General features: G+C 59.0%; 21 protein-coding genes. 16 read left to right on the top strand and 5 right to left on the bottom strand.

Going from position 1 to position 23,516, the window contains the following annotated elements; translation table 11 throughout:
• The first annotated feature begins 55 nt into the window (after positions 1-55).
• Together rssB and rssC are read left to right on the top strand one after the other, a co-directional pair.
• Positions 56-1,237 carry a two-component system response regulator RssB gene (rssB, locus tag AC1RMX_RS24735; RefSeq protein WP_096822070.1) on the top strand — a complete coding sequence of 394 codons (1,182 nt, stop codon included), beginning with the start codon at positions 56-58 and terminating at the stop codon, positions 1,235-1,237.
• On the top strand, positions 1,237-1,719 hold the full coding sequence (rssC, locus tag AC1RMX_RS24730; RefSeq protein WP_042560140.1) for an anti-sigma factor antagonist RssC: 483 nt from the start codon (positions 1,237-1,239) through the stop codon (positions 1,717-1,719). Before rssB ends, rssC begins: the two co-directional genes overlap by 1 nt.
• A 72-nt stretch (positions 1,720-1,791) precedes the next feature.
• Here rssC and tal read toward each other — a convergent pair whose 3' ends face one another.
• Positions 1,792-2,718: a transaldolase gene (gene tal / locus AC1RMX_RS24725; RefSeq protein ID WP_096822069.1), complete on the bottom strand. Its 927-nt coding sequence runs from the start codon at positions 2,716-2,718 to the stop codon at positions 1,792-1,794.
• Positions 2,719-2,920: 202 nt separating this feature from the next.
• Positions 2,921-3,886 carry a cellulase family glycosylhydrolase gene (locus tag AC1RMX_RS24720; RefSeq protein WP_493073311.1) on the bottom strand — a complete coding sequence of 322 codons (966 nt, stop codon included), beginning with the start codon at positions 3,884-3,886 and terminating at the stop codon, positions 2,921-2,923.
• Positions 3,887-4,189: 303 nt separating this feature from the next.
• Between AC1RMX_RS24720 and AC1RMX_RS24715 the strand changes: the two genes are divergently transcribed.
• From AC1RMX_RS24715 to AC1RMX_RS24680, 8 genes are read left to right on the top strand one after another with little or no spacing between them, the layout of a single operon-like run.
• Entirely contained in the window at positions 4,190-4,630 is a 441-nt protein-coding gene (locus AC1RMX_RS24715) for a low molecular weight protein-tyrosine-phosphatase (protein WP_096822067.1), read from the top strand.
• A 38-nt stretch (positions 4,631-4,668) separates the two neighbouring features.
• Positions 4,669-6,897, top strand: coding sequence for a polysaccharide biosynthesis tyrosine autokinase (locus AC1RMX_RS24710; RefSeq protein WP_493073310.1), 2,229 nt, complete (start codon positions 4,669-4,671; stop codon positions 6,895-6,897).
• Positions 6,898-6,938: 41 nt separating this feature from the next.
• A complete protein-coding gene (locus AC1RMX_RS24705; protein WP_493073308.1) occupies positions 6,939-8,021 on the top strand; it encodes a glycosyltransferase in 1,083 nt (360 codons plus the stop codon).
• Positions 8,022-8,035: 14 nt separating this feature from the next.
• On the top strand, positions 8,036-9,148 hold the full coding sequence (locus AC1RMX_RS24700) for a polysaccharide pyruvyl transferase family protein (protein ID WP_096822064.1): 1,113 nt from the start codon (positions 8,036-8,038) through the stop codon (positions 9,146-9,148).
• Entirely contained in the window at positions 9,145-10,377 is a 1,233-nt protein-coding gene (locus AC1RMX_RS24695; protein WP_493073306.1) for an MATE family efflux transporter, read from the top strand. Before AC1RMX_RS24700 ends, AC1RMX_RS24695 begins: the two co-directional genes overlap by 4 nt.
• On the top strand, positions 10,368-11,471 hold the full coding sequence (locus AC1RMX_RS24690; RefSeq protein ID WP_249490085.1) for a hypothetical protein: 1,104 nt from the start codon (positions 10,368-10,370) through the stop codon (positions 11,469-11,471). Before AC1RMX_RS24695 ends, AC1RMX_RS24690 begins: the two co-directional genes overlap by 10 nt.
• A 12-nt stretch (positions 11,472-11,483) precedes the next feature.
• Positions 11,484-12,536 carry an acyltransferase family protein gene (locus AC1RMX_RS24685; RefSeq protein WP_493073304.1) on the top strand — a complete coding sequence of 351 codons (1,053 nt, stop codon included), beginning with the start codon at positions 11,484-11,486 and terminating at the stop codon, positions 12,534-12,536.
• Positions 12,536-13,672, top strand: coding sequence for an SGNH/GDSL hydrolase family protein (locus AC1RMX_RS24680; RefSeq protein WP_493073303.1), 1,137 nt, complete (start codon positions 12,536-12,538; stop codon positions 13,670-13,672). The genes AC1RMX_RS24685 and AC1RMX_RS24680 overlap by 1 nt, the downstream gene beginning before the upstream one ends.
• A 4-nt stretch (positions 13,673-13,676) precedes the next feature.
• On the opposite strand, the gene AC1RMX_RS24675 is transcribed toward AC1RMX_RS24680, so the two are convergent.
• Together AC1RMX_RS24675 and galU are read right to left on the bottom strand one after the other, a co-directional pair.
• Positions 13,677-14,087: a phosphohexomutase domain-containing protein gene (locus AC1RMX_RS24675; RefSeq protein ID WP_273539485.1), complete on the bottom strand. Its 411-nt coding sequence runs from the start codon at positions 14,085-14,087 to the stop codon at positions 13,677-13,679.
• Between the two features lie 31 nt (positions 14,088-14,118).
• Positions 14,119-14,952 (bottom strand): UTP--glucose-1-phosphate uridylyltransferase GalU, encoded by an 834-nt coding sequence (gene galU, locus AC1RMX_RS24670; protein ID WP_085733509.1) that lies wholly within the window; start codon positions 14,950-14,952, stop codon positions 14,119-14,121.
• A gap of 381 nt (positions 14,953-15,333) precedes the next feature.
• On the opposite strand from galU, the gene galE reads away from it, so the two are divergent.
• The 6 genes from galE to AC1RMX_RS24640 all read left to right on the top strand — a co-directional run bounded on the left by galE (position 15,334) and on the right by AC1RMX_RS24640 (position 21,532).
• Positions 15,334-16,350, top strand: a complete 1,017-nt coding sequence (galE, locus tag AC1RMX_RS24665) for a UDP-glucose 4-epimerase GalE (RefSeq protein ID WP_493073301.1) — start codon at positions 15,334-15,336, stop codon at positions 16,348-16,350.
• A 226-nt stretch (positions 16,351-16,576) separates the two neighbouring features.
• Entirely contained in the window at positions 16,577-16,813 is a 237-nt protein-coding gene (locus AC1RMX_RS24660; RefSeq protein WP_003226528.1) for a hypothetical protein, read from the top strand.
• Positions 16,814-16,902: 89 nt separating this feature from the next.
• Positions 16,903-18,018: a polysaccharide export protein gene (locus tag AC1RMX_RS24655; RefSeq protein WP_141401799.1), complete on the top strand. Its 1,116-nt coding sequence runs from the start codon at positions 16,903-16,905 to the stop codon at positions 18,016-18,018.
• Between the two features lie 12 nt (positions 18,019-18,030).
• Positions 18,031-18,696, top strand: a complete 666-nt coding sequence (locus AC1RMX_RS24650; protein WP_493073300.1) for a YjbF family lipoprotein — start codon at positions 18,031-18,033, stop codon at positions 18,694-18,696.
• Positions 18,693-19,457: a capsule biosynthesis GfcC family protein gene (locus AC1RMX_RS24645; RefSeq protein ID WP_493073299.1), complete on the top strand. Its 765-nt coding sequence runs from the start codon at positions 18,693-18,695 to the stop codon at positions 19,455-19,457. Before AC1RMX_RS24650 ends, AC1RMX_RS24645 begins: the two co-directional genes overlap by 4 nt.
• Positions 19,454-21,532, top strand: a complete 2,079-nt coding sequence (locus tag AC1RMX_RS24640; protein WP_493066519.1) for a YjbH domain-containing protein — start codon at positions 19,454-19,456, stop codon at positions 21,530-21,532. The genes AC1RMX_RS24645 and AC1RMX_RS24640 overlap by 4 nt, the downstream gene beginning before the upstream one ends.
• A gap of 289 nt (positions 21,533-21,821) precedes the next feature.
• Here the strand turns inward: AC1RMX_RS24640 and AC1RMX_RS24635 are convergent, their stop codons facing one another.
• Positions 21,822-23,216 carry an undecaprenyl-phosphate glucose phosphotransferase gene (locus AC1RMX_RS24635; protein WP_493073297.1) on the bottom strand — a complete coding sequence of 465 codons (1,395 nt, stop codon included), beginning with the start codon at positions 23,214-23,216 and terminating at the stop codon, positions 21,822-21,824.
• Between the last annotated feature and the right edge of the window lie 300 nt (positions 23,217-23,516).

Here is a 23,516-nt window from a genome sequence, read left to right as displayed (position 1 = left end):
GCCGGGCCGTTGCCCCGCCTGCTACGCCAACCTAATTCTGGCGCCGTTTGCCCACATGCCAAAAACCAGTGCCACGCTGCTGATAATCGATGATGACGAAGTAGTGCGCGCGAGCCTCGCGGCCTATTTGGAAGACAGTGGTTTCAGCGTCTTGCAGGCCAGTAACGGTCAGCAGGGTCTTCAGGTATTCGAGCAAGACAAGCCCGACTTGGTCATCTGCGATCTGCGCATGCCGCAGATGGGCGGTCTCGAACTCATCCGTCAGGTCACCGAGCGGTCACCACAGACTCCTGTGATCGTGGTTTCGGGTGCCGGCGTGATGAACGATGCGGTCGAGGCCCTGCGCCTGGGCGCGGCGGATTACCTGATCAAACCTCTCGAAGATCTGGCCGTGCTCGAGCACTCCGTGCGCCGGGCCCTGGATCGTGCGCGCCTGCTGCTGGAAAACCAGCGCTACCGCGAGAAGCTGGAAAAGGCCAACCGTGAGCTCGAAGCCAGCCTGAACCTGCTCCAGGAAGACCAGAACGCCGGTCGCCAGGTGCAGATGAACATGCTGCCGGTCAGCCCGTGGACCATCGACGAATTCAAGTTCGCCCACCAGATCATTCCGTCGCTGTACCTGTCGGGTGATTTTGTCGACTATTTCCGGGTGGACGAGCGTCGGGTCGCGTTCTACCTGGCGGACGTCTCGGGCCATGGCGCCTCTTCGGCCTTCGTCACCGTCCTGCTGAAGTTCATGACCACGCGCCTGCTGTTCGAGTCCAAGCGCAACGGCACCTTGCCGGAATTCAAGCCTTCGGAAGTCCTTGGTCATATCAACCGGGGGCTGATCAGTTGTAAGCTGGGTAAACACGTCACAATGGTCGGTGGAGTCATCGACGAGGAGACCGGTTTGTTGACCTATAGCATCGGCGGCCATCTGCCGTTGCCTGTGTTGTACACGCCTGACAGTGTTCGCTACCTCGAGGGGCGCGGTCTGCCCGTGGGGCTTTTCAATGAAGCCACCTACGAAGATCACGTGCTCGAGCTGCCACCGACGTTCAGCCTGACGCTGATGTCTGATGGCATTCTGGATCTTTTGCCAGAACCCACACTCAAAGAGAAAGAAGCTGCCTTGCCCCAACGGGTCAAGTCGGCGGGCGGCAGCCTGGATGGCCTGCGGCAGGTTTTTGGATTGGCCACGCTAGGGGAGATGCCGGATGATATCGCCTTGTTGGTGTTGAGCAGGAATCTTTAATGAGTACCGGTAGAATCCAGTTCGCCGAACAGGACGGCACCTTCGTCCTGAAGTTCGTCGGTGAAGTTCGCCTGACCCTGTGTTCGGCGTTGGATGCGACTATTGAGAAGATCTTCACCGCGCTGAATTTCAACGCGATCGTGATCGATCTGACCGAAACCCGCAGCATCGACAGCACCACGCTGGGCCTGCTGGCCAAGCTGTCGATCCTGTCGCGGCAGAAGGTCGGCCTGCTGCCGACCGTGGTCACCACCCACGACGACATCACCCGTCTGCTGCAATCGATGGGTTTCGAGCAGGTGTTCAATATCGTCAACCATCCCGTGCCTTGCCCGGAATGTCTCGATGACCTGCCGGATCAGGATCAGTCGGAGGAAGTCGTGCGGATCAAGGTGCTCGAAGCGCACAAGATCCTCATGGGCCTGAACGACTCCAATCGCGAAGCCTTCCATGATCTGGTGAATGCCCTCGAAAGGCATTGATTCACCCGCCATCAGGCACAAAAAAGGGCGAACCTGTGAGGGTTCGCCCTTTTTGCGTTTGCCGTCAGCCCATTACAGCTTGGCTTGCAGCAACGCCTCGAGTTTTTCCTGGTCGCGGGCAAACTGACGAATGCCTTCGGCCAGTTTCTCGGTGGCCATCGCGTCTTCGTTGGACAGCCAGCGGAATTGCGATTCATTGAGGCTCAGGCGTGCTTCGCCAGCGTGACCTGGAGCCAGTTTGCGCTCCAGTTTGCCGGTGTCTGCCGCCAGTTTGTCGATCAGGTCCGGGCTGATGGTCAGGCGGTCGCAGCCAGCCAGTTGCTCGATCTGATTGAGGTTGCGGAAGCTCGCGCCCATGACCACGGTCTTGTAGTCATTGGCCTTGTAGTAGTTGTAGATGCGCGTGACGGACTGCACGCCCGGATCATCGGCGCCGGTGTAGTCGTTGCCGTTGGCCTTCTTGTACCAGTCGTAGATGCGGCCCACGAACGGCGAAATCAGGAACACGCCGGCATCGGCGCATGCAGCGGCCTGAGCGAAGGAGAACAGCAGGGTCAGGTTGGTCTGGATGCCTTCCTTCTCCAGCACTTCGGCGGCGCGGATGCCTTCCCAGGTCGAGGCGATCTTGATCAGCACGCGGTCACGGCCGATGCCGGCCTTGTCGTACAGCTCGATCAGACGGTGCGCACGCTTGAGCATCGCGTCCTTGTCGAACGACAGACGTGCATCCACTTCAGTGGAAATGCGGCCCGGAATCACTTTGAGGATTTCCTGACCCACCGCGACGCCAAAGCGGTCGCTGGCCAGGCCGACATCGCCCTTGCAGTCGCGAACAGCGGCGTTCAGCAGCTCGGCATAGGCCGGAATGGCCGCCGCCTTGAGGAGCAGGGAAGGGTTGGTGGTGGCGTCGACCGGTTTGACCCGGGCAATCGCTTCGAAGTCGCCGGTGTCGGCAACCACGGTGGTGAATTGTTTGAGTTGTTCCAGCTTGGAAGTCATGAGCGTGCTCTGTCCTATGGGTCTGACGACATTACCCGAGCGCTGACGGCCACTCAAGGGCATGTGGATGTATCGATTGCCCCGTGGGCAACAACCTGAAAACGGCTGTTTGAATGATCGGGGCGCGATGTCGATAAATACGATGCCAAAACCGGCCACAGGTTCAAGGCATCTGACCGTCAGTACTCTGTGGGCCAGCTGATTACATAGGATTGAGCTCGGCTTTAACCGTGACTTCCGCAGGTTTTGGCTGGCCGTCGGCGTTCAGCATGCCGAAGTTCCTTTCCCGGTCATTGCTGCCCGACGTGGTGTCTTTCCATTCGTAAATCGACGTCAGCGGGATGTTGAGCCTTTTCATATCGGTGACGAACGCGCCGATTTTGCTGGCCTGCCCTGCATTCCCGCCATTGGAGGCGAGTGACGACACGCCCCATTCACTGATGACGCCCGGTAGATGGAATTTCTGCTGGATGAACGTCTGTGCGTTGCTGATCTGCGTCGTGGTCATGCCGTACGGGTGATAGGAAATCGCACTCAGGCATTTGGGGTAGGCACTGACGATGCTGTTCAGTGCCGCCGTTGATGCAGAGCTGTCACTCGGTGGGCGGGCGAAGCCGAAGCCGATCAGGGGTGTCGACGGTGGATTTCCCTGCAGCGTTTTACACACAGCGGTCATGAAGGGCGCGAACGTGGTGCTGAAATTGCCGGTTGGCCAGTAGGTGTCCAGATCCGGCTCATTCCATATCTCGATGGCGACCAGTTGCGGGCCATATTCTTTCTCCAGGGTCGTCACCGCGCGGGCGAACGTCTCACCGGCCGAGGTGAAATCGCGGTTGTTGCCGGGTGCAGAGGTCAGCGCCTGGGTCGAACGTACGGTCAGCAGCACCGGCAGGCCGGCTGCCCGGGCGGTCGCAAAGGCATCGTTGACCTGTTTTTGATAGCCGGGGTCACCCAGGCTGTCCGTCCAGACACCAAAACGCACGAAACCCAGGCCGGCCGCTTTGATCTTTGCAGCGTCGGTGGGGGAAAAGGTCTGGATCTTCACCTGCACGCCAATGGTCTTGTTGGCGGGCAGTTCAGGGAACAGTTCAGTGGCGTGAACCTGACTGGTGACACCGAGCACCGACAGGGTCAGGGCGGCAAGCCGTTTGAGGTGTGTTGATTTCATTTCTGTGTTCCTTGTTAGAAATGACACTGGCCATTGGTTATCACATCGCACGTTTTTAGAGCGTCGCAACGGTACAAAGTGCACCGATGTTATTTTTTGTCGGAAAACTTCGGTCGGGAAAATACCCTGAAAATCACAGTTATTTTTAGTCCGGTAATTCTGGTTGGGTGACTTTTAGACCCCGTGGTACTTAATGCACCGGTACTAACAGGCGAATCTATTTCCGAATGCAGGAAAGTCCGGTGGGTTCATTTCAATCCACACGGCATGTTGGCCGATTGACATTACACGGGAATGTAAACCTTGTTCAGAAAGATCCTTGTCGTCTGCGTGGGCAATATTTGCCGAAGTCCGACAGCTGAACTGTTGCTGCGTAACGCGCTGGCGCCCTCGACGATCACGGTCACCTCCGCAGGCCTGTCTGCACGGGTTGGCGAGTCCATGGAGAGAACGGCCCGTCAGGTGCTGGAAGACCGTGGACAGAGCGCCGAAGGGTTCAAGGCGCGGCAACTGACAGCAGACATCGTCAATGAATCAGACCTGATTCTGGTCATGGAAAAAGAACATGTAAAACAAGTACTGAAGATTGCCTCTCACGCCAGAGGCAAAGTGTTTCTTCTCGGCAAGTGGCAGAACGAGCGAGAAATACAGGATCCGTATCGTCAAGGGCAGGCCGCTTTTATTCATGCCCATGCATTGATTGAAGATGCTGTTGGCTCATGGGCACAACGCCTCGGGCATTGATGAATATTCTTCAGAACAGTGAATGGTAAGAAAGACTTATGCAGTTACCGTCAGTAGTCGGCACCCGTGACAACGATCAAGACAGTATTGATCTTCTCGGCATATTTGGCAGTTTGATCGATCAGAAATGGTTGATCGGCGCCTTCACCGGCGCGTTCATGATGACTGGCGTTGCCTACGCGATTCTGGCCACGCCGGTGTATCTGGCCAACGCGCTGGTACAGGTCGAACCGAAGAAGAACGACATGCTCGGTTTTTCCGATCTCAACAGCATGCTGGGCGGGCAATCGCCGTCCGTGACCGAGATCGGGATCATCAAATCCCGTGCAGTGATCGGCAAGACGGTCGACGATCTGCGCCTGGACATCGATGTCACCCCGAATACTTTTCCGGTGATCGGCGGCTTTCTCTCCCGTCGTTATCGCGGTGAGACCGAATTCAGCGTCGCACCGCCGCGTTTCGGCCTGAACAGCTACGCCTGGGGCGGTGAGCGCCTGGAGTTTTCCCGGCTCGATCTGCCCAAGGAGCTGCTGGGCAAGAAACTCAGCCTGATCGCCGGCGAGCAGCATCGCTTCCAGCTATTCGATGACAACGACAACCTGTTGGCAGAAGGCGTTGCCGGCGAAGCCTTCGCGCAGGACGGCGTAGAAGGGCAGATCACACAACTGTTGGCCAACCCCGGTACCCGTTTCGAAGTGGTGCGCTACCCACGAATCGTGACCATCCAGGGTTATCAGGACGCGCTGGATATTTCCGAGCAGGGCAAGGAGTCGGGGATCATCCGTCTGGCCCTGGCCAGCAGCGACGCCGCTGAAGCGGTGAAGATCCTCAACAAGATCGCGTCGCTGTACGTCGATCAGAACGTACGCCGCACCTCGGCCGAAGCGGCGCAGAGCCTGGCCTTCCTGCAAAGTCAGTTGCCGCAGGTCAAACGCGATCTGGCCAAGGCCAGCGATGCGCTCAACGCCTACCAGACTCGCGGCAAGACCGTGAATATCTCCCTGGAAACCCAATCGGTGCTCGGCCAGTCCGTCGCCCTCGAAACGCGGATTTCCGAGCTGAAACTGCAACAGGCGGAGATGGATCGCAAGTTCACCAAACAGCATCCGGCCTATCGTGCGTTGATGACCCAGATCGGTGAATTGACCCAGCAACAGCGGTCGCTGGAAGGCAAGGTCCAGGACCTGCCGGCCACGCAACAGGAACTGCTCAACCTGACCCGCGATGTCGAAGTCGCTTCGCAGATCTACACCCAGTTGCTGAACAAATCCCAGGAGCTGGACATCATTCGCGCCGGCGCTGTGGGCAACGTGCGTCTGGTGGATACGGCGGATGTCGACCTGACCAGCCCGGTCAAACCGAAGAAAGCCCTGATCGTGCTGATCGCGACTTTCCTCGGCGCCTTTGTCGGCGTGGCCCTGGTGCTGTTGCGCAAGTCGTTGAGCAAGGGCCTGGAAGGGCCGGAAGCCATCGAGCAGCTCGGCTTGCCGGTCTACGCATCGATCCCTTACAGCGCCCTGCAACAGGAAGAGGACACCAAGAAAGTCCGCGCCAAAGTCACGGTGGATGCGCCGGCGTATCTGTTGGCGCTGCGCAATCCGACGGACCTGTCCATCGAGTCGATCCGCAGCCTGCGCACCTGCCTGCATTTCGCGGCGCTGGATTCGACCAACAACCGCATCATGATTTCCGGTCCGAGCCCGCAGGTCGGCAAGACCTTTGTGTCTTCCAACCTTGCGGCAGTCATGGCGCAGAGCGGGCAGCGGGTGGTGCTGATCGATGCCGACATGCGCAAGGGGCATCTGCACAAATCGCTGAACACACCGATCACCAACGGCTTGTCGGACCTGCTGGTCAAGCGCTGCACCCTGGAGCAGGCGATCAACAAGGTCGAAGTCGACAACCTGCACTTCATCAGCCGTGGTCAGGTGCCGCCCAATCCATCCGAGCTGTTGATGCACGCCAATTTCCGCGAACTGTTGGCGCAACTCAGCGAGCGTTATGACGTGGTGATCATCGACACACCGCCGCTGCTGGCGGTGACGGATGCGGCGATTGTCGGTCGTGAGGCAGGCATCAGCCTGATCGTCGCGCGCTTCGGGGTGAACCCGGCCAAAGAGATCGAACTGACGATTCGCCGCTTCGCCCAGAACGGCATCGAGTTGAAAGGCGCGGTGTTCAACGGCGTCGAGAAGCGTGCGGCCAGTTACTACGGCAACGGCAGCTGCGGCTACTACAACTACGAATACGCGTCCGACAAGTCCTGAAAATCAGTGATTGTCCTTACCGGCAAGAAAGTGGGTGGGTTGTGAAAAAAATACTGCACGTGGCTGAAACGATAAAAGGTGGCGTCGCGACGGTGATCCGCACGATTTCCGCGTCCCCGGAAGATGACCGCGCCAACTACGAGCTGGTGTATCTGGTGCCGCAGGATCAGGAAAAGGAACTGCACGGCATCGCGCCGCAACAGATCCGTACTTTCGATCGAACCGGGCGCAATGTGCCTTCGCTGCTGCGTTTTGCCTGGCGCCTGATGCAAGTGATGCTCAAGGAAAAACCCGATGTCGTGCACCTGCACAGCACGTTTTCCGGGGTGATCGGCCGTTGCGTGTGCGTGCTTTTGCGGCCGTGGCGCAAACCGAAAATCGTCTATTGCCCGCATGCCTTTTCGTTCCTGATGGAAAGCTCGCCGATCAAGCAGAAAGTCTATGCGTGGATCGAGCGGGTGTTGCAGAAGGTCACGGATACGATCATCTGCGTCAGCCAGTACGAGATGGACAAAGCCGCAGCGTTCGGCATCGAGCGCAAGCGCATGCGGCTGATCTACAACGGCATTCATCCCAAGGATGACGCGCGCAAAGCCGAGGATCCGCAGCCGATTCATCTGCTCTTCGTCGGTCGGCTCGACTATCAGAAAGGCTTCGACGTGCTGCTCAAGGCCTATGCCAAGGCCGGGCGCAACGATCTGAAACTGACGGTGGTCGGCAGTGCGGTCAACGAGGCAACGGTCGAGTGCCCGCCAATGGACGGCGTTCAATACCTGCCGTGGGTCACGCCGGCCGAAGTCAACGCGCTGTACCAACAGGCCGATGCGCTGATCGTCCCGAGTCGCTGGGAAGGCTTTGCCATGGTGCCGCTGGAAGGCATGGCGCTGGGCTTGCCGGTGATTGCCAGCGACTGCACCTCGCTGCCGGAACTGGTCACTCACGGGGTATCCGGCTACGTGTTCCCCACCGGTGATCACCACGCGTTGGCCGATCGCCTGAAGCAGATCCAGAAACCCGCGTTGTCGGTCCTTGGCCTCGAAGGTCGGCGCATCGTCCGCGAGCGCTTCAGCGCCGCGTTGATGATCCGCCAGACCTACGACGTGTATTCCGCTCCCTCTTATTAAGTAGAACTTCGCTCATGAACGTAACGATTTTGCATGGCTACAGTGCCTCCAATTCCGGCGATGGTCTGCTGGTCGATCTGGCCATTGCGCTGGTGCAGCGCAACTTTGGCGAGGACACCGCGATCAGCGTCGTGGCCTCCGATCCGGACTCTTTCAAATACCTGCCGCACCCGCGCTTCGACGCGCCGGTCATGGCAGCCAAGGGGCTGGGCCGGGTCAAGCAGGCGGTATTCCTCAATCAGTCCTACGCCGGGCTGGCGGATCTGTTGAAGAAAACCGATCTGATCGTCGGCGTCGGTGGCGGCTACATGCGCTCCAAAAGTGCCTTCGAACACATCAAGCTGAAACTGGGCCACGCCAAGCAACTGGAAACGGCGATCCTCAGCAAAGTGCCGTCGGTGTACCTGCCGCAAAGCATCGGGCCGTTCCACGGTGAGAGCGATAAGATCGTCGGCCACTACGCCAGCGCCGATGCGGTGTTCGTGCGCGATAACCGCTCCTCGGCGTTGTTCGATGCCTGCGAAAATGTCTACCGCGCTCCGGATCTGGCGGTGCAGGCCCTGGCCGGCAAAATCCTTCAGCAACCCAAGTTCACCCGCTGCGCTTCGACACCCGCCACTGTGTGCGTGGTGCTGCGCAAACCGCCGGCATGGAGCAAGGAAAAGAAGCTCGCCTACGTGGCCAACCTCAAGGTGCTGCTGCAGCGTTTGAAGAATAAAAGCAAAGTGGTCTGCGCCGTGCAGAGCGCTGTGCGCGGTAACGACGACGGCGCGTTCTACCGCGAGCTGGGCATCACCGAAGACTTGCTGCCATTGAAGGCGACGCTGGCCAAATACCAACCGGACCTAGTGATTTCCGTGCGTCTTCACGGCGCTATCGAATCGCTGCTCTCGGGTGTGCCGGCGTACCACATCAGCTACGAGCGCAAAGGCTTCGGCGCCTATCAGGACATGGGCGTCGAGGACTGGGTGATCAACGGCGGCGACATCAATGTCGACACCATCATCGACACGGTTTTTGCGCCGAACGCGCTGTCGAACTTCGGCAAACGCCTGACCGACACCTGCCGTGAAATCGAGGCGAAAACCGTGGCCATGGACGACATCATCAAGGGCGTCATTCGATGATATTCCGCTTGTTGCTGCGCGGCGGAGCACTGGGCGCGAAGTTCTTGCTGGTGCTCGCCATCACCCATTACCTCGGTTACGAGGCGCTGGGTTTCTACGGGGTGGTGGTCGCGGCGTCGTTGATCGCGTCGAAGTTCTACAGCGTCGGTTTCAGCTCCGAGATCAATCGGTTGATCAGTGTCGGCGGCAGCTCGAAGCGGGTCGTCGACAAGGTTCTGCTGCTGTACCTGGCCGTGGGGTTGCTGTTGTCGGTGGTGACAGTGCTGATTTATTCACTGTTCCAGCAGGTCGAGGCGACGACGGCATTGATCGCCTGTGTGACGCTGGTACTGCTGACCGAACACCTGTCTTTCGAGATCAACTCGTTCGTGTTTTCCGCGCAGAAAGCCACGGCGGGTGCGCTGCTGTTTTTCATCAAGACTGGTCTTTGGGCGCTGCTGGCCGTGGGCGGAATGATGCTCGGCTGGGTGTCCGGGATCGTCAGCGTGTTGTGGCTGTGGGTCATCGCCAACGTGCTGGTGATCGTCGCTGGTTATCTGATTGTGGCGAACGTTCATCGTGGGCGCGAGGAGGGAACACTGGCGACGGCGACCGTGTGGAAAGCCGGGTTGCCGTTCTATCTGGGCACCGGTCTGATCGCGTTGAGTCAGTATGCCGAGCGCTTTCTGATCATCGACCTCGAACCCTACGCCAGCCTCGGTAAATACGTGTACGCGTGGTCAGCGGCCAACACCTTGCAGGCGTTGTCCTACGCGGTGGTGGCGGTGGTTGGCATTCCAGTGCTCGCCAAGCGTTATCAGGCGGATCAACAACCGTTCACGGTCACCCAGTTGTTCGTGAACAAGTGGGTCATGCGCTCGCTGGTGGTGTCGGCCGGGGTGGCGGTGTTGATTTACCTGTTCTTCAACATCGTGCTCGATTACGTCGCAACGGCGGTGCCGCGTCCGGACAACGGGATCCTCGGCGTGCTGATCTTTTCCTTTGCTCTGCGCGCCATTGGCGACATCGTCTGGGGTGGCTTGATCGCGTCGAAAAACAGCCGGGTATCCCTCGCCAGTTCGGCCATTTGCCTGCTGATTTCGGTGCCGGTCAGCTACCTGCTGATCAAGCATTATTCGATCTACGGCGCGGCCTGGGGCAACGTCTTCGGGATCATCGTGCAACTCGGCGTGATTGCGCTGCTGACCCGTGCCACGCGCGCGAAAAAGGCTGTCGTGTCATGGGCCTGAAACTGCCGTGCATCGAGTTTCGCGGCAAGAAACTCGACTCGTCGCTGTCGTTCCTGATCCTGTTCACCGGCCTGTTTCTGTCAGTGGCGATGCCGCTGCTGATCCCCCGCGATCCCGGCCCGGATGCGATGACCTTGTGGTCGTCTTATGCCCGGGCCGACAACTGCAATTTCTGGAACCCGTTCTCGCCGGATCGCTCGTCCTACGAGTGTTCGGCGTTCCTGCTGCGGCCCACCGGGATCAACCTGACCAACGCCTGGGCCTACGGGATGTTCTGCAATTTCTTCCTCACGGCGATACCCGTGGTGGTGTTCCGGCGCATGCCGTTGGCGATCTTCGGCACGCTGTGTCTGTGGGGCATCGTCCGCTCGTTTTTCCTGGAAAACCTGACCAAGGAAATCATCGTGTCGGTGGCGGTGTTGAGCATTCTGTTCAGCTCGCTGACACGCAAGTATCGCGGCGGATTTTTCCTGTCGGCGGTGATCTACGGCGTGCTGATCCGGCCCTACTGGATTCTGTTTTCGCTGTCCTGGGTCGGCGTCTGCGTGATGAAGAAGTACGTGTCGCGCGTGACCTTCTTCCTGATGCTGTTCCTGTTCTACCTCGCGGTGGCCATGGCGATCCAGTTGGCGCTGGGCTTTCCGGTGTCGTCGATTCGCGCCAGCAACAACGAGCTGCGCACGGCGGGCGAGGAGGGTTCCAAGTCGCTGATCGTCTCGTGGCTCAGCGGCAGCGACTTTGTTTCGCAGGCGCTGGACTCGATGATCATCTTCTTCCGGTTGTCGTTCCCCGTGGAGCTGATCCTGCTGTCCGGGCCGGGTCAGGTGATCTTCGTGGCGTTGATGATCATGACCGCGCTGCTGCTGTTCAAAGTCATCACCTCAACCGATTACAAAGGCGCGCCGATCCAGACCAAACCCAAGGAACTGATCGCGATTCCCCTGGCGTTTCTGCTGGTTCAAGGCTTGTTCGAACCGGACTTCGGCTCGTTCGCCCGACACTTTTCGATGGTGGTGCCGGTGCTGTTCGTGGGCCTGGGGTTGATGCTGCGGGCGAACAAACCGGTGCAGGTCGAGTCAAGAATTCTGAATTGAGGCGGGTGTTTTATGTCGAGCAAGAAAAAGTCGCTGGAGATTGAAACCCTGCGCGGCCTCGCGTGCCTGTTGCTGGTGCTCTACCACGTGATCGGCCCGTTGGGCGGCGGTTTGAAGATCGATATCGGCTCGCCGTTCCGGGTGATCGCCGATTCGATGGTGTACGTGCGCATGCCGCTGTTCACCTTTATCTCGGGTTACATCTATTCCATCTACAAGATTCGCGGCAATGACTTTTCCGCGTTCTTCAGCGGCAAGGTGCGGCGGCTGATCGTGCCGCTGTTTTGCGTGGGTGTGCCGTTCTCGGTATTGCAGGCGGTGGGGCCGGGCGTGAACAAGGACGTCGGCGTGATCGATGCGTTGTTGTCGTTCTTTGTGCCGATCAACCACTTCTGGTTCTTGCAGGCGGTGTTCATCATCTTCATGTTTGTCGGCCTGCTGGAATGGCGTGGTTGGCTGCGTTCGGCGACGCGTTTGTACCTGCTGTTCGCATTCTCCGCCGCCGTGTTTCTGCTGCCGCCGTTCAAGTTCGATGCGTTCGGCATCAATGGGGCGACTTATCTGTTGCCGTTCTTCGTGGCGGGGATGATCGGGCAGGAGAACGTCAGCGCGCTGAAGCAGCAATTCAAAGTGCTCGGCCCGTTGGTGTTCGTGCTGATTTCCCTGACGCTGTTGTACATCGCGGCGCTGGATCGCGAGCTGATCATCGATCGTCGCAGCCTGATCGGCCTGACGGTGGGTTGCGTGTCCTGCTTCGCGTTGCTGTCGAGTGACATGCGCTCGAAGGCGCTGACCTGGCTCGGTGGTTACTCTTACGCGATTTTCCTGTTTCATGTGCTGTTCGCCGCGACATCGCGTTCGGTGCTCGGACGCCTGGGCATCAAGGACGAAAGCGTTCTAGTGTTCTGCGGCGTGGCTTGCGGGTTGCTCGGGCCGGTGTTGCTGTCGACGATCTTCAGTCGGTTCAACTTCACTTCGGTGCTGTTTCTGGGCGAGCGTGCGGCGGCGAAAAAACCGGCGGGGAACGTCTCCCCGGCGCAAGTCTCGGCTAAAGGAAGTGTTTGATGGTTGCAGTGGATGATGCCGCGCCGGTCGCGGCATCGGTGGTCGAAGTCGGCGACGCTCGCCAGCGGTTTGCCCAGTGGCGCGAAGGCAAGGCCGGGAAGGTTCTGTCGGTCTCGGTGATCGGCGACAGCTACAGCGCCGGGCAGGATTTCTATCTGAACAAACTGGTGCAGCGGCTGGTCGGGGAAGTCGGTTTTGCCGGCCCCGGTTATGTCGGTTTCAACCATGGCGCGGCGCTGGGCGGCAGCCATTTCAAGTACACCCGCAGCAGCGAAAAGTACTTCGGCGGTGACTGGCAGGTGTCGAGCCTCGGCCAGGCCAGCCCCGACAGCCGCACCGTAACCGGAAGGCCCGGTGCATGGCTGCAAGTCGATGCTCATCCGAGCGAAACGATAAACACCGCCGTCACCCAGGCAAAACTGCTCTATCTCGGCAACGGCGAACCCAATGAAATCCGCTATCGTTGGGCGCCCTCGCAATCCTGGCAGCCGTTGAAACTGACCGGTGCCGGTGTTCAGGAAGTCCCGTTGTCAGGTACATCCGCCGCGACGGACTGGGCGTTCAGGCTGGAAGTGGTGAAGGGCGCGCCAACGCTGTTCGGTCTGTGGATGAGCAACGATCAGGCCGGTTTACGCGTGTCGAAATTGGCGGCGTCGGGTGCGGCCTCTGCCGACTTTTATCATGGCGACGGTCAGTGGCTGGCGCAGTGGAAGGCGGTGGTGTCGAAGATTCCGGCGGACATCTACCTGATCATGCTCGGTGGTAACGATCAGGGTTTCGGGGTGAAACCGGAGCAGTACCTGAAGAACGTTCAGGGCCTGGTCGGGATGGTCCGCGAGATTCAGCCAACAGCGAGCGTCAACCTGATCATGCGCCAGGACACCACGCGCTCCAGTACCTATCCGATGTCGGCGTATGCGCAGGTGCTGGAGCCCTGGGCTCGTGAGCAGCATCTGGGCTACGCCAATCTGCAATGCGCGTTCGGTACGGACGTCAAACGTTACGCGGCGGCGATGATCGGCCCGGACAAGATACATCCGGTGCCGGCCACGGGCGGGAAGGTGATTGCCGATTACTTCTATCGGATGATCGTCGGCGGCAACCACGGGGCTTCCTGCGGCGCCGCCTCGGAATAAGGGCTCAGCCCTTGTCGAAGTTGTCCACGTGACCCAGAAGCTCTGCGGTCTTTTGCGGCATCAACTGCGTCACGCAGCGGGTTTCCACAGTGATGATGATCGCCGGGTCGTTGCAGCAGATGCGCACCCGGAATCGCCAGTCGCTGAAAATCACTTTCAGGCCGTCGCGGTCATCGACCTCCAGCGCCTGTTCACCGTAGATCCGTTTCAGATGGGCGAGCAGGGGATAGGGATCGCGCAGCGGCCGGCGAATGTCCCCGGATGAAGGAAACATGCCGATCCGCTCCACCAGCAGGATGGTCCCGAGCCAGGATTCGTTGGCGCTGGGCAACGGCTGATGACGAGACAACCAGCTCATCACCCCGAGGTTGTCCACCTCCCGTTCAATGTCTGTCGAATGTTGTGCGATGTTCATGATTGCCTCGTCGGATGTGCGCGGGGGCGGTTTAACGGCCCTTGAGGTAGACGTTCTCGTAGCAGAAGTTGGTCGCCTGCAGGTAACCCTCGGCGTCGCCGCAGTCAAAGCGCAGGCCCTTGAATTTGTAGGCCAGCACGCAACCGTTCTGCGCCTGTTTCATCAGGGCATCGGTGATCTGGATTTCCCCGCCCTTGCCCGGCTCGGTGTCGGCGATCAGGTCGAAGATGTCGGGCGTCAGGATGTAGCGGCCGATGATCGCCAGGTTCGATGGGGCGTCCTGTGGCGCAGGTTTTTCCACCATGTGGTTGACCCGGTAGATACCGTCGGAAATCGCCTCGCCGGCGATCACGCCGTACTTGTGAGTCTGATCGCGCGGGACTTCCTGGATGGCCACGATCGAGCAGCGGAATTTCTTGTAGAGCTGGATCATCTGCGTGAGCACTCCGTCGCCTTCGAGGTTCAGGCACAGGTCGTCGGCCAGGACCACGGCGAAGGGTTCGTCACCGATCAACGGACGACCGCTGAGAATCGCGTGACCCAGGCCTTTCATTTCCACCTGACGGGTGTAGGAGAACGTGCAGGTGTCGATCAACTCGCGAGTGCCGGCCAGAAACTTCTCTTTCTCGGTGCCGCGAATCTGGTGTTCGAGTTCGTAGCTGATGTCGAAGTGGTCTTCCAGCGCGCGCTTGCCCCGTCCGGTGACGATTGCCATGTGCTGCAGGCCGGCGTCCCGTGCTTCTTCAACGGCGTATTCGATCAACGGCTTGTTGACGATCGGCAGCATCTCTTTGGGCATGGCTTTGGTGGCCGGCAAGAAACGCGTGCCATAGCCGGCAGCGGGGAACAAACATTTACGAATCATAGAAGTTTCCTGGACATTCATGGCATACAGCCATCGGTTACATTGCAATAAAGAAAAGTTGCAAGTTGATGAAGCTGTACTTTAATACCTGAGTCAGGTTGTAAGTGGCAATGTTAGCTTAGTGTAAAGCGGGGTAATGTTATTAGATGTCGGCTTGATAAATAACAGTTATTTTTAGTCGGTATCTGTCGATAGTGGTGAAAGTGCGAGAGTGCTAATAAGTACCGGGCAATACAGTTTGGCCTTTAAGAATATTTTTGGCCAGCGATGGAACTGTTTTTGTTTTGGATTGTTGTCGCCTTGTTTGTGTGAAGCAAGACACACATTAAACAAATGGGGCTTGACACGCTAGTTGGCACTTTCCCCACTATGGACCGCGCTATGAAAATTCTGGTAACGGGTGGCGCCGGGTATATCGGCTCGCACACCACACTTGCATTGCTTGAAGCAGGTTATGAAGTTGTTGTTCTGGATAATCTTTGCAACAGCAGCGATGCGGCACTGCATGCAGTGGAAGGCATTTGCGGCAAAAGTGCAGTGATGGTCCGCGGCGATGTGTGCGACCGGGCGTTGCTGGACCGGATATTCCAGCAGCATTCGATCGACGCCGTCCTGCATTTCGCCGGCCTCAAGGCGGTCGGCGAGAGCGTGCGCAAGCCGCTCGAGTATTACGAAACCAACGTCAGCGGCAGCATTACGCTGTGCCAGGCGATGGCAGCGGCAGGGGTGTTCCGGCTGGTGTTCAGCTCCTCGGCCACGGTGTACGGCGAGCCTGAGCAGATGCCGATCCGCGAGGATTTCCCTACGGGCATCCCGACCAATCCCTACGGCCAATCCAAGCTGATTGTCGAAAATGTGCTGCGCGACCTGAGCCTGGCCGAGCCGCGCTGGAGTATCGCGCTGCTGCGTTACTTCAACCCGATCGGCGCCCACGACAGCGGCCACATGGGCGAAGACCCGAGCGGCATCCCCAATAACCTGCTGCCTTACATCAGTCAGGTCGCGGTCGGCAGCCTCCAGGAGTTGTCGGTCTTCGGTGACGATTACCCCACGGCAGACGGCACCGGCGTGCGCGATTACATCCATGTCGTCGATCTGGCGGACGGTCACCTGAAGGCCTTGCAGGCCATCGACGGGCACACCGGCATTCATACCTGGAACCTCGGCACCGGCGATGGTTACAGCGTGATGCAAGTGCTGCGAGCTTTCGAACAGGCGTGCGGGAAGCCGGTGCCATTTCGGGTGATGCCACGGCGTTCTGGCGATATTGCCGAGAGTTGGGCCGACGCTTCCAAAGCGGAAAAAGAATTGGGCTGGAAAGCCACACGCAACTTGCAGGACATGGTTACCGATACTTGGCGCTGGCAATCGAATCACCCCAGGGGTTACCTGGAATGATGGCCTTTTAGTCCAATGTTATTTTCGGTCAGGTTGTTAGATATCGTCGGGAAATTACACTGGCAATGCCTTTTGCAAGTCCGTAGATATAACCTGCCGTTCGACTTTATCAGTTGAGTCTGACTGTGAAAGAACAGCGGATCTTGTTCGCGCTTTTTGCGACTTGAACTCTACCACCTCTAACGAAACACTCGATGTAACGGTGCAATGTTAGAAAGGAGTTGATATGAAAAAAGTGATGGCGATTGCCTTGTTGACGATGTTGAGCAACTGGGCATCCGCAGCTGAAGCGCCGCTTACTGCGGTGACCAATGTATCGGGCAGTGTCGCGGCTTCTACAGCGCCTGCTGCCAGTACTGCAATGGTCGCCAGTGCCGTAGCGGCGTCCAACAGTGGTGGAAGTGCCAACGGCGGTACAACGGGTACCACCGGTACCACGGGTACAACCGGCACGCACAACTAACTGAAGTAACTGTTGGTGCAGTACAAGGTCGCCCGACGAAAGTCGGGTGACTTTGTTTTGGATTCGCCCTTGAATAGCGTAGTGCCATTATGACTCGTAGTTTTTCTCTTTTAATGCTGGCAAGTCTCGCTCTGCAAGGTTGCATGTTTTCCCCCGGTCAACACTTGAGCACCTTTGGCATCACCCGCCAGGGCGCCAGTGAAAGCAGCCGGGTCGAGTTGATTCCGATCACGCCCAAGCTGATCTCCATGAACCGGGCCACGCAGAAGCGTGAGTCAGTGCCCACGGAGTTGCTGGCGACGCCTGCCGAATACCGCATCGGCAACAACGACGTGCTGTACATCACGGTCTGGGATCATCCCGAGCTGACCGCGCCGTCGGGCGCGCAGCAGCAGATCGACGCCAACGGTCGCCTGGTGCGCTCCGACGGTACGTTGTATTACCCGTACATCAAGGAAGTCCAGGCCGCCGGCCGGACCATCCAGCAACTGCGCGACGACATCGAACAACGGCTGTCGGCATTCATCGCCGAGCCGCAAGTGGATGTTGCCGTGCTGCGCTTCGCCAGTCAGAAGGTCGTGGTCACCGGCGCCGTCGCCAAGGCCGGCCCGCAAGCGATTTCCACCAACCCGCTGAGCGTGGTCGAAGCCCTCGGTTCGGCGGGTATCGACACCAACAATGCCGACTTGTCCGGGCTGTTGCTGACGCGCAACGGACGGGTCTATCCGCTGAATCTGGATAACCTCAACCAGCAGGATTCCGAGTTGCAGAACGTCTACCTCCAGGGTGGCGACAAACTGTATCTGCCGTACAACGACAACAAGCGCATCTACGTGATGGGTGAGGTCAACCAGCCGCGCGCCCTGAGCTTCAAGACCGCGACCATGAACCTGTCCGACGTGCTCGGCTCGGTCGGTGGCCTGAGCCAGACCACCGCCAACGGCAACGCCGTGTACGTCATTCGCGGCGTGGAAAACCTTGATGTCGAACCCGCAAAAATTTATCAACTGGAAGCCGAATCTCCCACCGCCATGGTCCTCGCCACGCACTTCGAAGTGCGCCCGCAGGACGTCGTTTATGTAGGGCCTGCCAACGTGACTCGCTGGAACCGTCTGATCAGCCAGTTGGTGCCATCGGCATCGATTGTCGGAACGGGTGCTTCCGCTGCGAAGAACTGGAGCGAATTCACCAACAACAGCAAATAAGGCCGGCCGACTGTGAATACGTTGAAAGTTGGCGTCTGCCTGATGGCGGCCTTGTTGCTGTGTGGCTGCAACCCGTTGATGGTCGCGTCGGTGACCAACCTCAAGTCGGCGGTAGTCGGCCCGGATGATATCGACGTGACGCCGGCCCAGGTGGCCGAGGTCAACTACCCGCAACTCAAACTGACCACGCCGTCCGGCTCCGGGGTATTGGCACTGGTGCGCGAGCGTGAGGATCTGCAGTTCTGGGTCGCCTCCGGCAAGCAGGTTCTGCTGCTGCGCGACGGTCTCGCCGTGCGCACCATCGGTCTCGGTGCGGAAGGTGATCTGGACGGCACGCGGCTGTCCGATGCGTCGCCGTTCAAGCGTGGTCTGCACAACGTTGCCGATGGCGACACCAGTCAGCGCTGGATCGATCTCTACAAGGGCCAGGAAGTCGGGCTGATCGTCAACAGCCGCTTCACCCGCAAATCCATGGAAACCCTGAAGATTCTCAACAAGGAATACGCCGTGCTGCGTGTCGATGAGCGTATCGACGTCCCGGCCATCGGCCTGCGGGCGACCAACCGTTACTGGGTCGATCCGGTTGACGGTTTCATTGTGCAGAGTGAGCAGCAACTGACCTCGCAACTGCGAGTGAAGATCGTGCAGCTGACCCCTGATCGCAGGCACGTGCCATGAAGTGCTTGAGGGTTCTGTCGGCGAGTTTGATGTTGCTCGCCGGCGCAAGCCAGGCAGCGGTGACCGTCAGCGGCGACGTCGCCAACCCGGGGCCGGTCGAGTTGCCGGCAGGTGGACGATTGACCGATGTGATCAGCGTCGCCGTACCGAATGCCGAAGGTTATTGGCTGGCGGGGGAGTTGCTGCGTCAGTCCCTGCTGGAGCAGCAGACCCGGCTCAAGGTCGGCGTGTTGTTCGACCTGGACGTGTTGCAACGCATGGCCGATTTGTTCGATCGACCGAGCCGCAAAGCCCTGGCGGTGCGCATGGCCGAGGACGTGCGGCAGATGCCGGTCACCGGGCGCCAGATCGCGGATCTGGACCCGGTGGCGCTGGAAGTCGGGTTCGCCCGCAACATCCGTCTGGACGACGGCGATCGGCTGATCTACCCGCAGCGGGTCGATGAAGTGCAAGTACTCGGCGCCGTCGCCGGAACCTGCCGGCTGCCTTATCAGCCGTTGCTCGAGGCCCGTGAATACCTCAGCAGCTGCGTGCTGCTGGAGGACGATGCCGACGCCGATTACCTGTGGCTGATCCAGCCCAACGGCGTTTCGCGGCGCGTCGGCATTGCCCATTGGAATCGTGAGAGCGGGCAGTTTCCCGTTGCCGGCAGCAAGATTCTGGTGCCCTTGAAAAACGATGATCTTGATCCGCCTATCCCTGAACTGAATCAGCAGTTGGCCGAATTTATTGCCACGCAGTTGGCTGAGGTGGTTCGTTGAATTTGCGTTTTGCAGCTGTGTTGTTATTGCCGTGCGGCCTGGCCCATGCCGAGCCGCGCATTACCCAGGGCGATTTTGGTGGCACCGGTCTGTTGCAGACGCCCACCGCGCGCATGGCCCCGGCCGGCGAGTTGAGCGTCAACGCCAACCGCACCGAGCCTTACAGCCGCTACAGCGTTTCGTTGCAGCCGCTGGACTGGCTCGAAGGCTCGTTTCGCTACACCGCCATCACCAACCGTCCGTACGGCCCGGAGTCGATGAGCGGCAACCAGAGCTATAAGGACAAGGCGGTCGACGTCAAAGTCCGGCTCTGGGAAGAAACCCATTGGGCGCCTGATATCGCATTGGGCTTCCGAGACGTCGGCGGTACGGGTTTGTTCGCCAGTGAATTCCTGGTGGCCAACAAGCGCTTCGACAACCTGGATTTCAGCGCCGGCATTGCCTGGGGTTACATCGGCAATCGCGGAGATGTCGACAACCCGTTGGGCTATCTCGACGATCGCTTCAAGACCCGGCCGGCGATGGAAGGCACCGGTGACGTCAATGCCGGCTCGTATTTTCGCGGCCAGCCATCGTTCTTCGGCGGTGTGAGTTACCAGACGCCTTGGGATCGCCTGAGCCTGAAACTCGAATACGAAGGCAACGACTACAAGCACGAACCGAAGGACAACGTGATCAAGCAGGACTCGCCGATCAACCTCGGCGCGGTGTTCAAGGTGACCGACTCCCTCGACGTGAGCGCGGCGTGGGAACGCGGTAATACGGCGATGTTCGGCGTCACGTTCCACACCAATTTCGTCAGCCGCAAAGCCCCGGCGAAGACCTTCGATCCGCCACCGGAACCGCTGCCGGCCAAGGCACCGACCACGGCGCCGGATCAGGTCGACTGGGCCAACGTCTCGCAACGCTTGCAGCAGAACGCGGGCTATCAGGTCGAGCGCATCACTCAGCGAGACTCCGAGCTGATCGTGTACGGCGAGCAGCAGCGTTATTTCCATTCTGCCAAGGCTGTCGGCCGTGCGAGCCGGATTCTGGACAACAGCGTCAACGACGACATCAACTGGTTCACCGTGGTCAACAAGCGCTACGACCTGCCGCTGGAAGAAACCAGTGTGCCGCGCCAGACCTTCCGCGAAGTGATCAACAACGAGGAGCCGCTGCAAACGTTGCACCGCACCACCGAGGTCAACCCGGCGATGCCGCACAACGAGAAGACGCTCTACACCCAGGCGCCGCAGCACTTCAGTTATGGCGCCGGTCTGGGCTTCAAGCAGAACGTCGGCGGCCCGGATGGTTTGCTCTATCAATTCAGTGCCGACCTCGACGCCGAGTTCCGCTTCAACCGCAACACCTGGTGGAGCGGCATGCTCAGCCAGAACCTGGCGAACAACTTCGACAAGTTCAAATACGACGCACCCAGCGGTCTGCCGCGTGTGCGTACGGATTTGCGCCAGTACCTGACGACCTCCGAAACCACCATGCCGTTATTTCAGGTCAGCCACGCCGAGCAACTGGACAAAGATCTGTATGGCATGGTCTACGGCGGTTATCTGGAATCGATGTTCGCGGGTGTCGGCGGCGAGGTGCTGTTCCGTCCGACCGGGGAGCGCTGGGCGATCGGTGCGGACCTGAACTACGTGCGTCAGCGCGAATTCGACCAGGGTTTCGACCTGCGTGATTATTCGGTGCTGACCGGCCATATCACCGGTTACACCGACTTGCCTTACGAAACGCTCGCGGCGGTCAGCGTCGGGCGCTATCTGGCGGGCGACTTTGGCGGCACGCTGGATATCTCGCGAGAGTTTTCCAACGGTGTGCGCTTCGGTGCCTGGGCGACCATCACCACCGCCGGCAGTACGGAATACGGCGAAGGTAGCTTCGACAAGGGCATTTACCTGTCCATTCCGTTCGACGAGATGATGAGCATGTCGACCATGCGCCGGGCCAACCTGGTCTGGGCGCCGCTGACCCGTGACGGTGGCGCGAGGCTCAATCGCAGCTTCCAGCTGCACTCGATGACCGATAGCCGCGAAGACGACATGTTCTATCGCAACTTCGGGAAGATTACCGAGTAAGTCCGGGAGACCGGGAAGCCAAAATGGGAGCCCTTCGGCTCCCGTTTTGGTTTGTGGTGGATGCCTTTGTTGATCCTTCCACCGTTGCCACAGGTTATTGGGTAATGCCTGATCTTCAGCATTGCCCGGAACCTTGTGGGAGCGAACCTGCTCGCGATTGGCGTCAGTCCGGTCGGCATCAATTCAACTGACCCAGCGTGCTCGCAAGCTGCCCGCCAACCCCCAAATCCCGCCCACAAAAAAGGGGACTTTCGTCCCCTTGCGGTGTTGCTTTCTGCTGCTCTGCGTCTCAGTAAATGTCCTTCGACAACAGGGTAAACGGCGTCTTCACCAGGATCTTCACGTCCAGCCACAGCGACCAGTTGTTGATGTACTTGAGGTCGATCTCGACACGCTTCTCCATCTTGTCGAGGGTATCGGTCTCACCCCGGCAACCGCTGATCTGTGCCAGGCCAGTGATGCCCGGTTTGATTCGGTGGCGCGCCATGTAGGCGAGGATTTTCCCCGAGTAGTAGTTGTTGTGCGCCACGGCGTGCGGGCGAGGGCCCACCAGTGCCATGTGGCCTTGCAGCACGTTGAACAGTTGCGGCAGTTCGTCCAGCGAAGTGCGGCGGATGAAGCGTCCGACGGCGGTGATGCGCGAATCGTTGCGGCTGGCCTGTTTGACGTCGCGGTCATCGTGCACGCGCATCGAGCGGAACTTCCAGACCTGGATCACCTTGCCGTTCCAGCCATGGCGATCCTGCTTGAAGAACACCGGGCCGGGGGAGCTGAGCTTAACCGCCAGGGAGATGAGCAACAGCACCGGGCTCAACAGCACGATGGCCAGCAGCGCGACGCTTTTCTCCATCAGGCTCTTGCTCAGGGCGGCGGTGGGGCGGCTGGTCAGCGGGCTTTCGTTGAGGTAGATCGCCGGCAGGCCGTCCACGACTTTTACCGAGTGATTGAGCAGCGTCAGGCTGTTCAGATCCGGCACCCAGACCACGTCCACGTTGGCATCCAGCAGATCGACATACATCGCTTCGATCTTCGCCGCTTCGGACAGCGACAGCGTGATGTACAGGCGACGGATGTCGTGGCGTTTGATCAGTTCCAGCAGGTTTTCCTGATCGCCGACGATGCGCGGAGCGTCTGCGTCCAGAGCGGGCAGGGTGCCGTTGCTGACCAGGCCTACCAACGGCAGGTTTTCGTGTTCGCTGAGCTTTTTCGCCAGGCCCAGGGCCAGTTCGCCCGTCCCTACAATCAGGGTCTTGTGCTCGCTTTTGCGCGAGCGCTGGTAGTACTTGGAGAACGCATGCAGCGGTGCATACAGCAACGCTTGTCCGAGGAAGCCGTACACCGCCCAGTCAAGGATCACCTGGCGCGAAAACAGCTCATCGGCCTTGCAGATGAACGCGATGAACGTCAGCCCGGCCATCGTCATCGACCAGCCCATGAACAGCCGTCCCAGACCGGTCAGGTAGTTGTCTCGCTTTCGGTAAGCGCCGCTGAAGGTATAAGCCGGAACCGAGGCCAACACCGCCAGCATGGTGCACATCCGGTAATAGAACTCGACCGTTCCCGTGTGCTGCTCAGCCAATATAAATAACAGTGAAACAATAAAGCACTGTGCCAGTGCCCATTGGCCCCAGAAGGTAAGTCCCTTGAGGCCCGTGTTTCGGTTGATACGTAGAGTGAGATCCATATGCGATATCCCCAAAAGACTTCCATTCAGGTTTCGACAGTTGAAATCCGAGTTGTTAAGCAGATTTGTTTTTGTTTTAGGTGCCCATGTTCTGAGGTAACAACATCGGTATGCCGAACTGTCGTCAATCAATAGACTAAGTTATTGGGGAAGAAGCTGTCTGACGAGTTCTAACAAGATGGCAATGTGCCAATCATTTGAATTGAAGAATATCAAACGTTAGAAAAGGTCGAAGGGCGGAGGGTTAATAATCCCTGTTGTGTTTGCTATCGTAGGAAGGGTGAGGAGGGAGGTATTACT

Source organism: Pseudomonas sp. GW822-FHT03F04, assembly GCF_058801405.1.
This window is presented reverse-complemented; position numbering and strand designations above follow the sequence as displayed.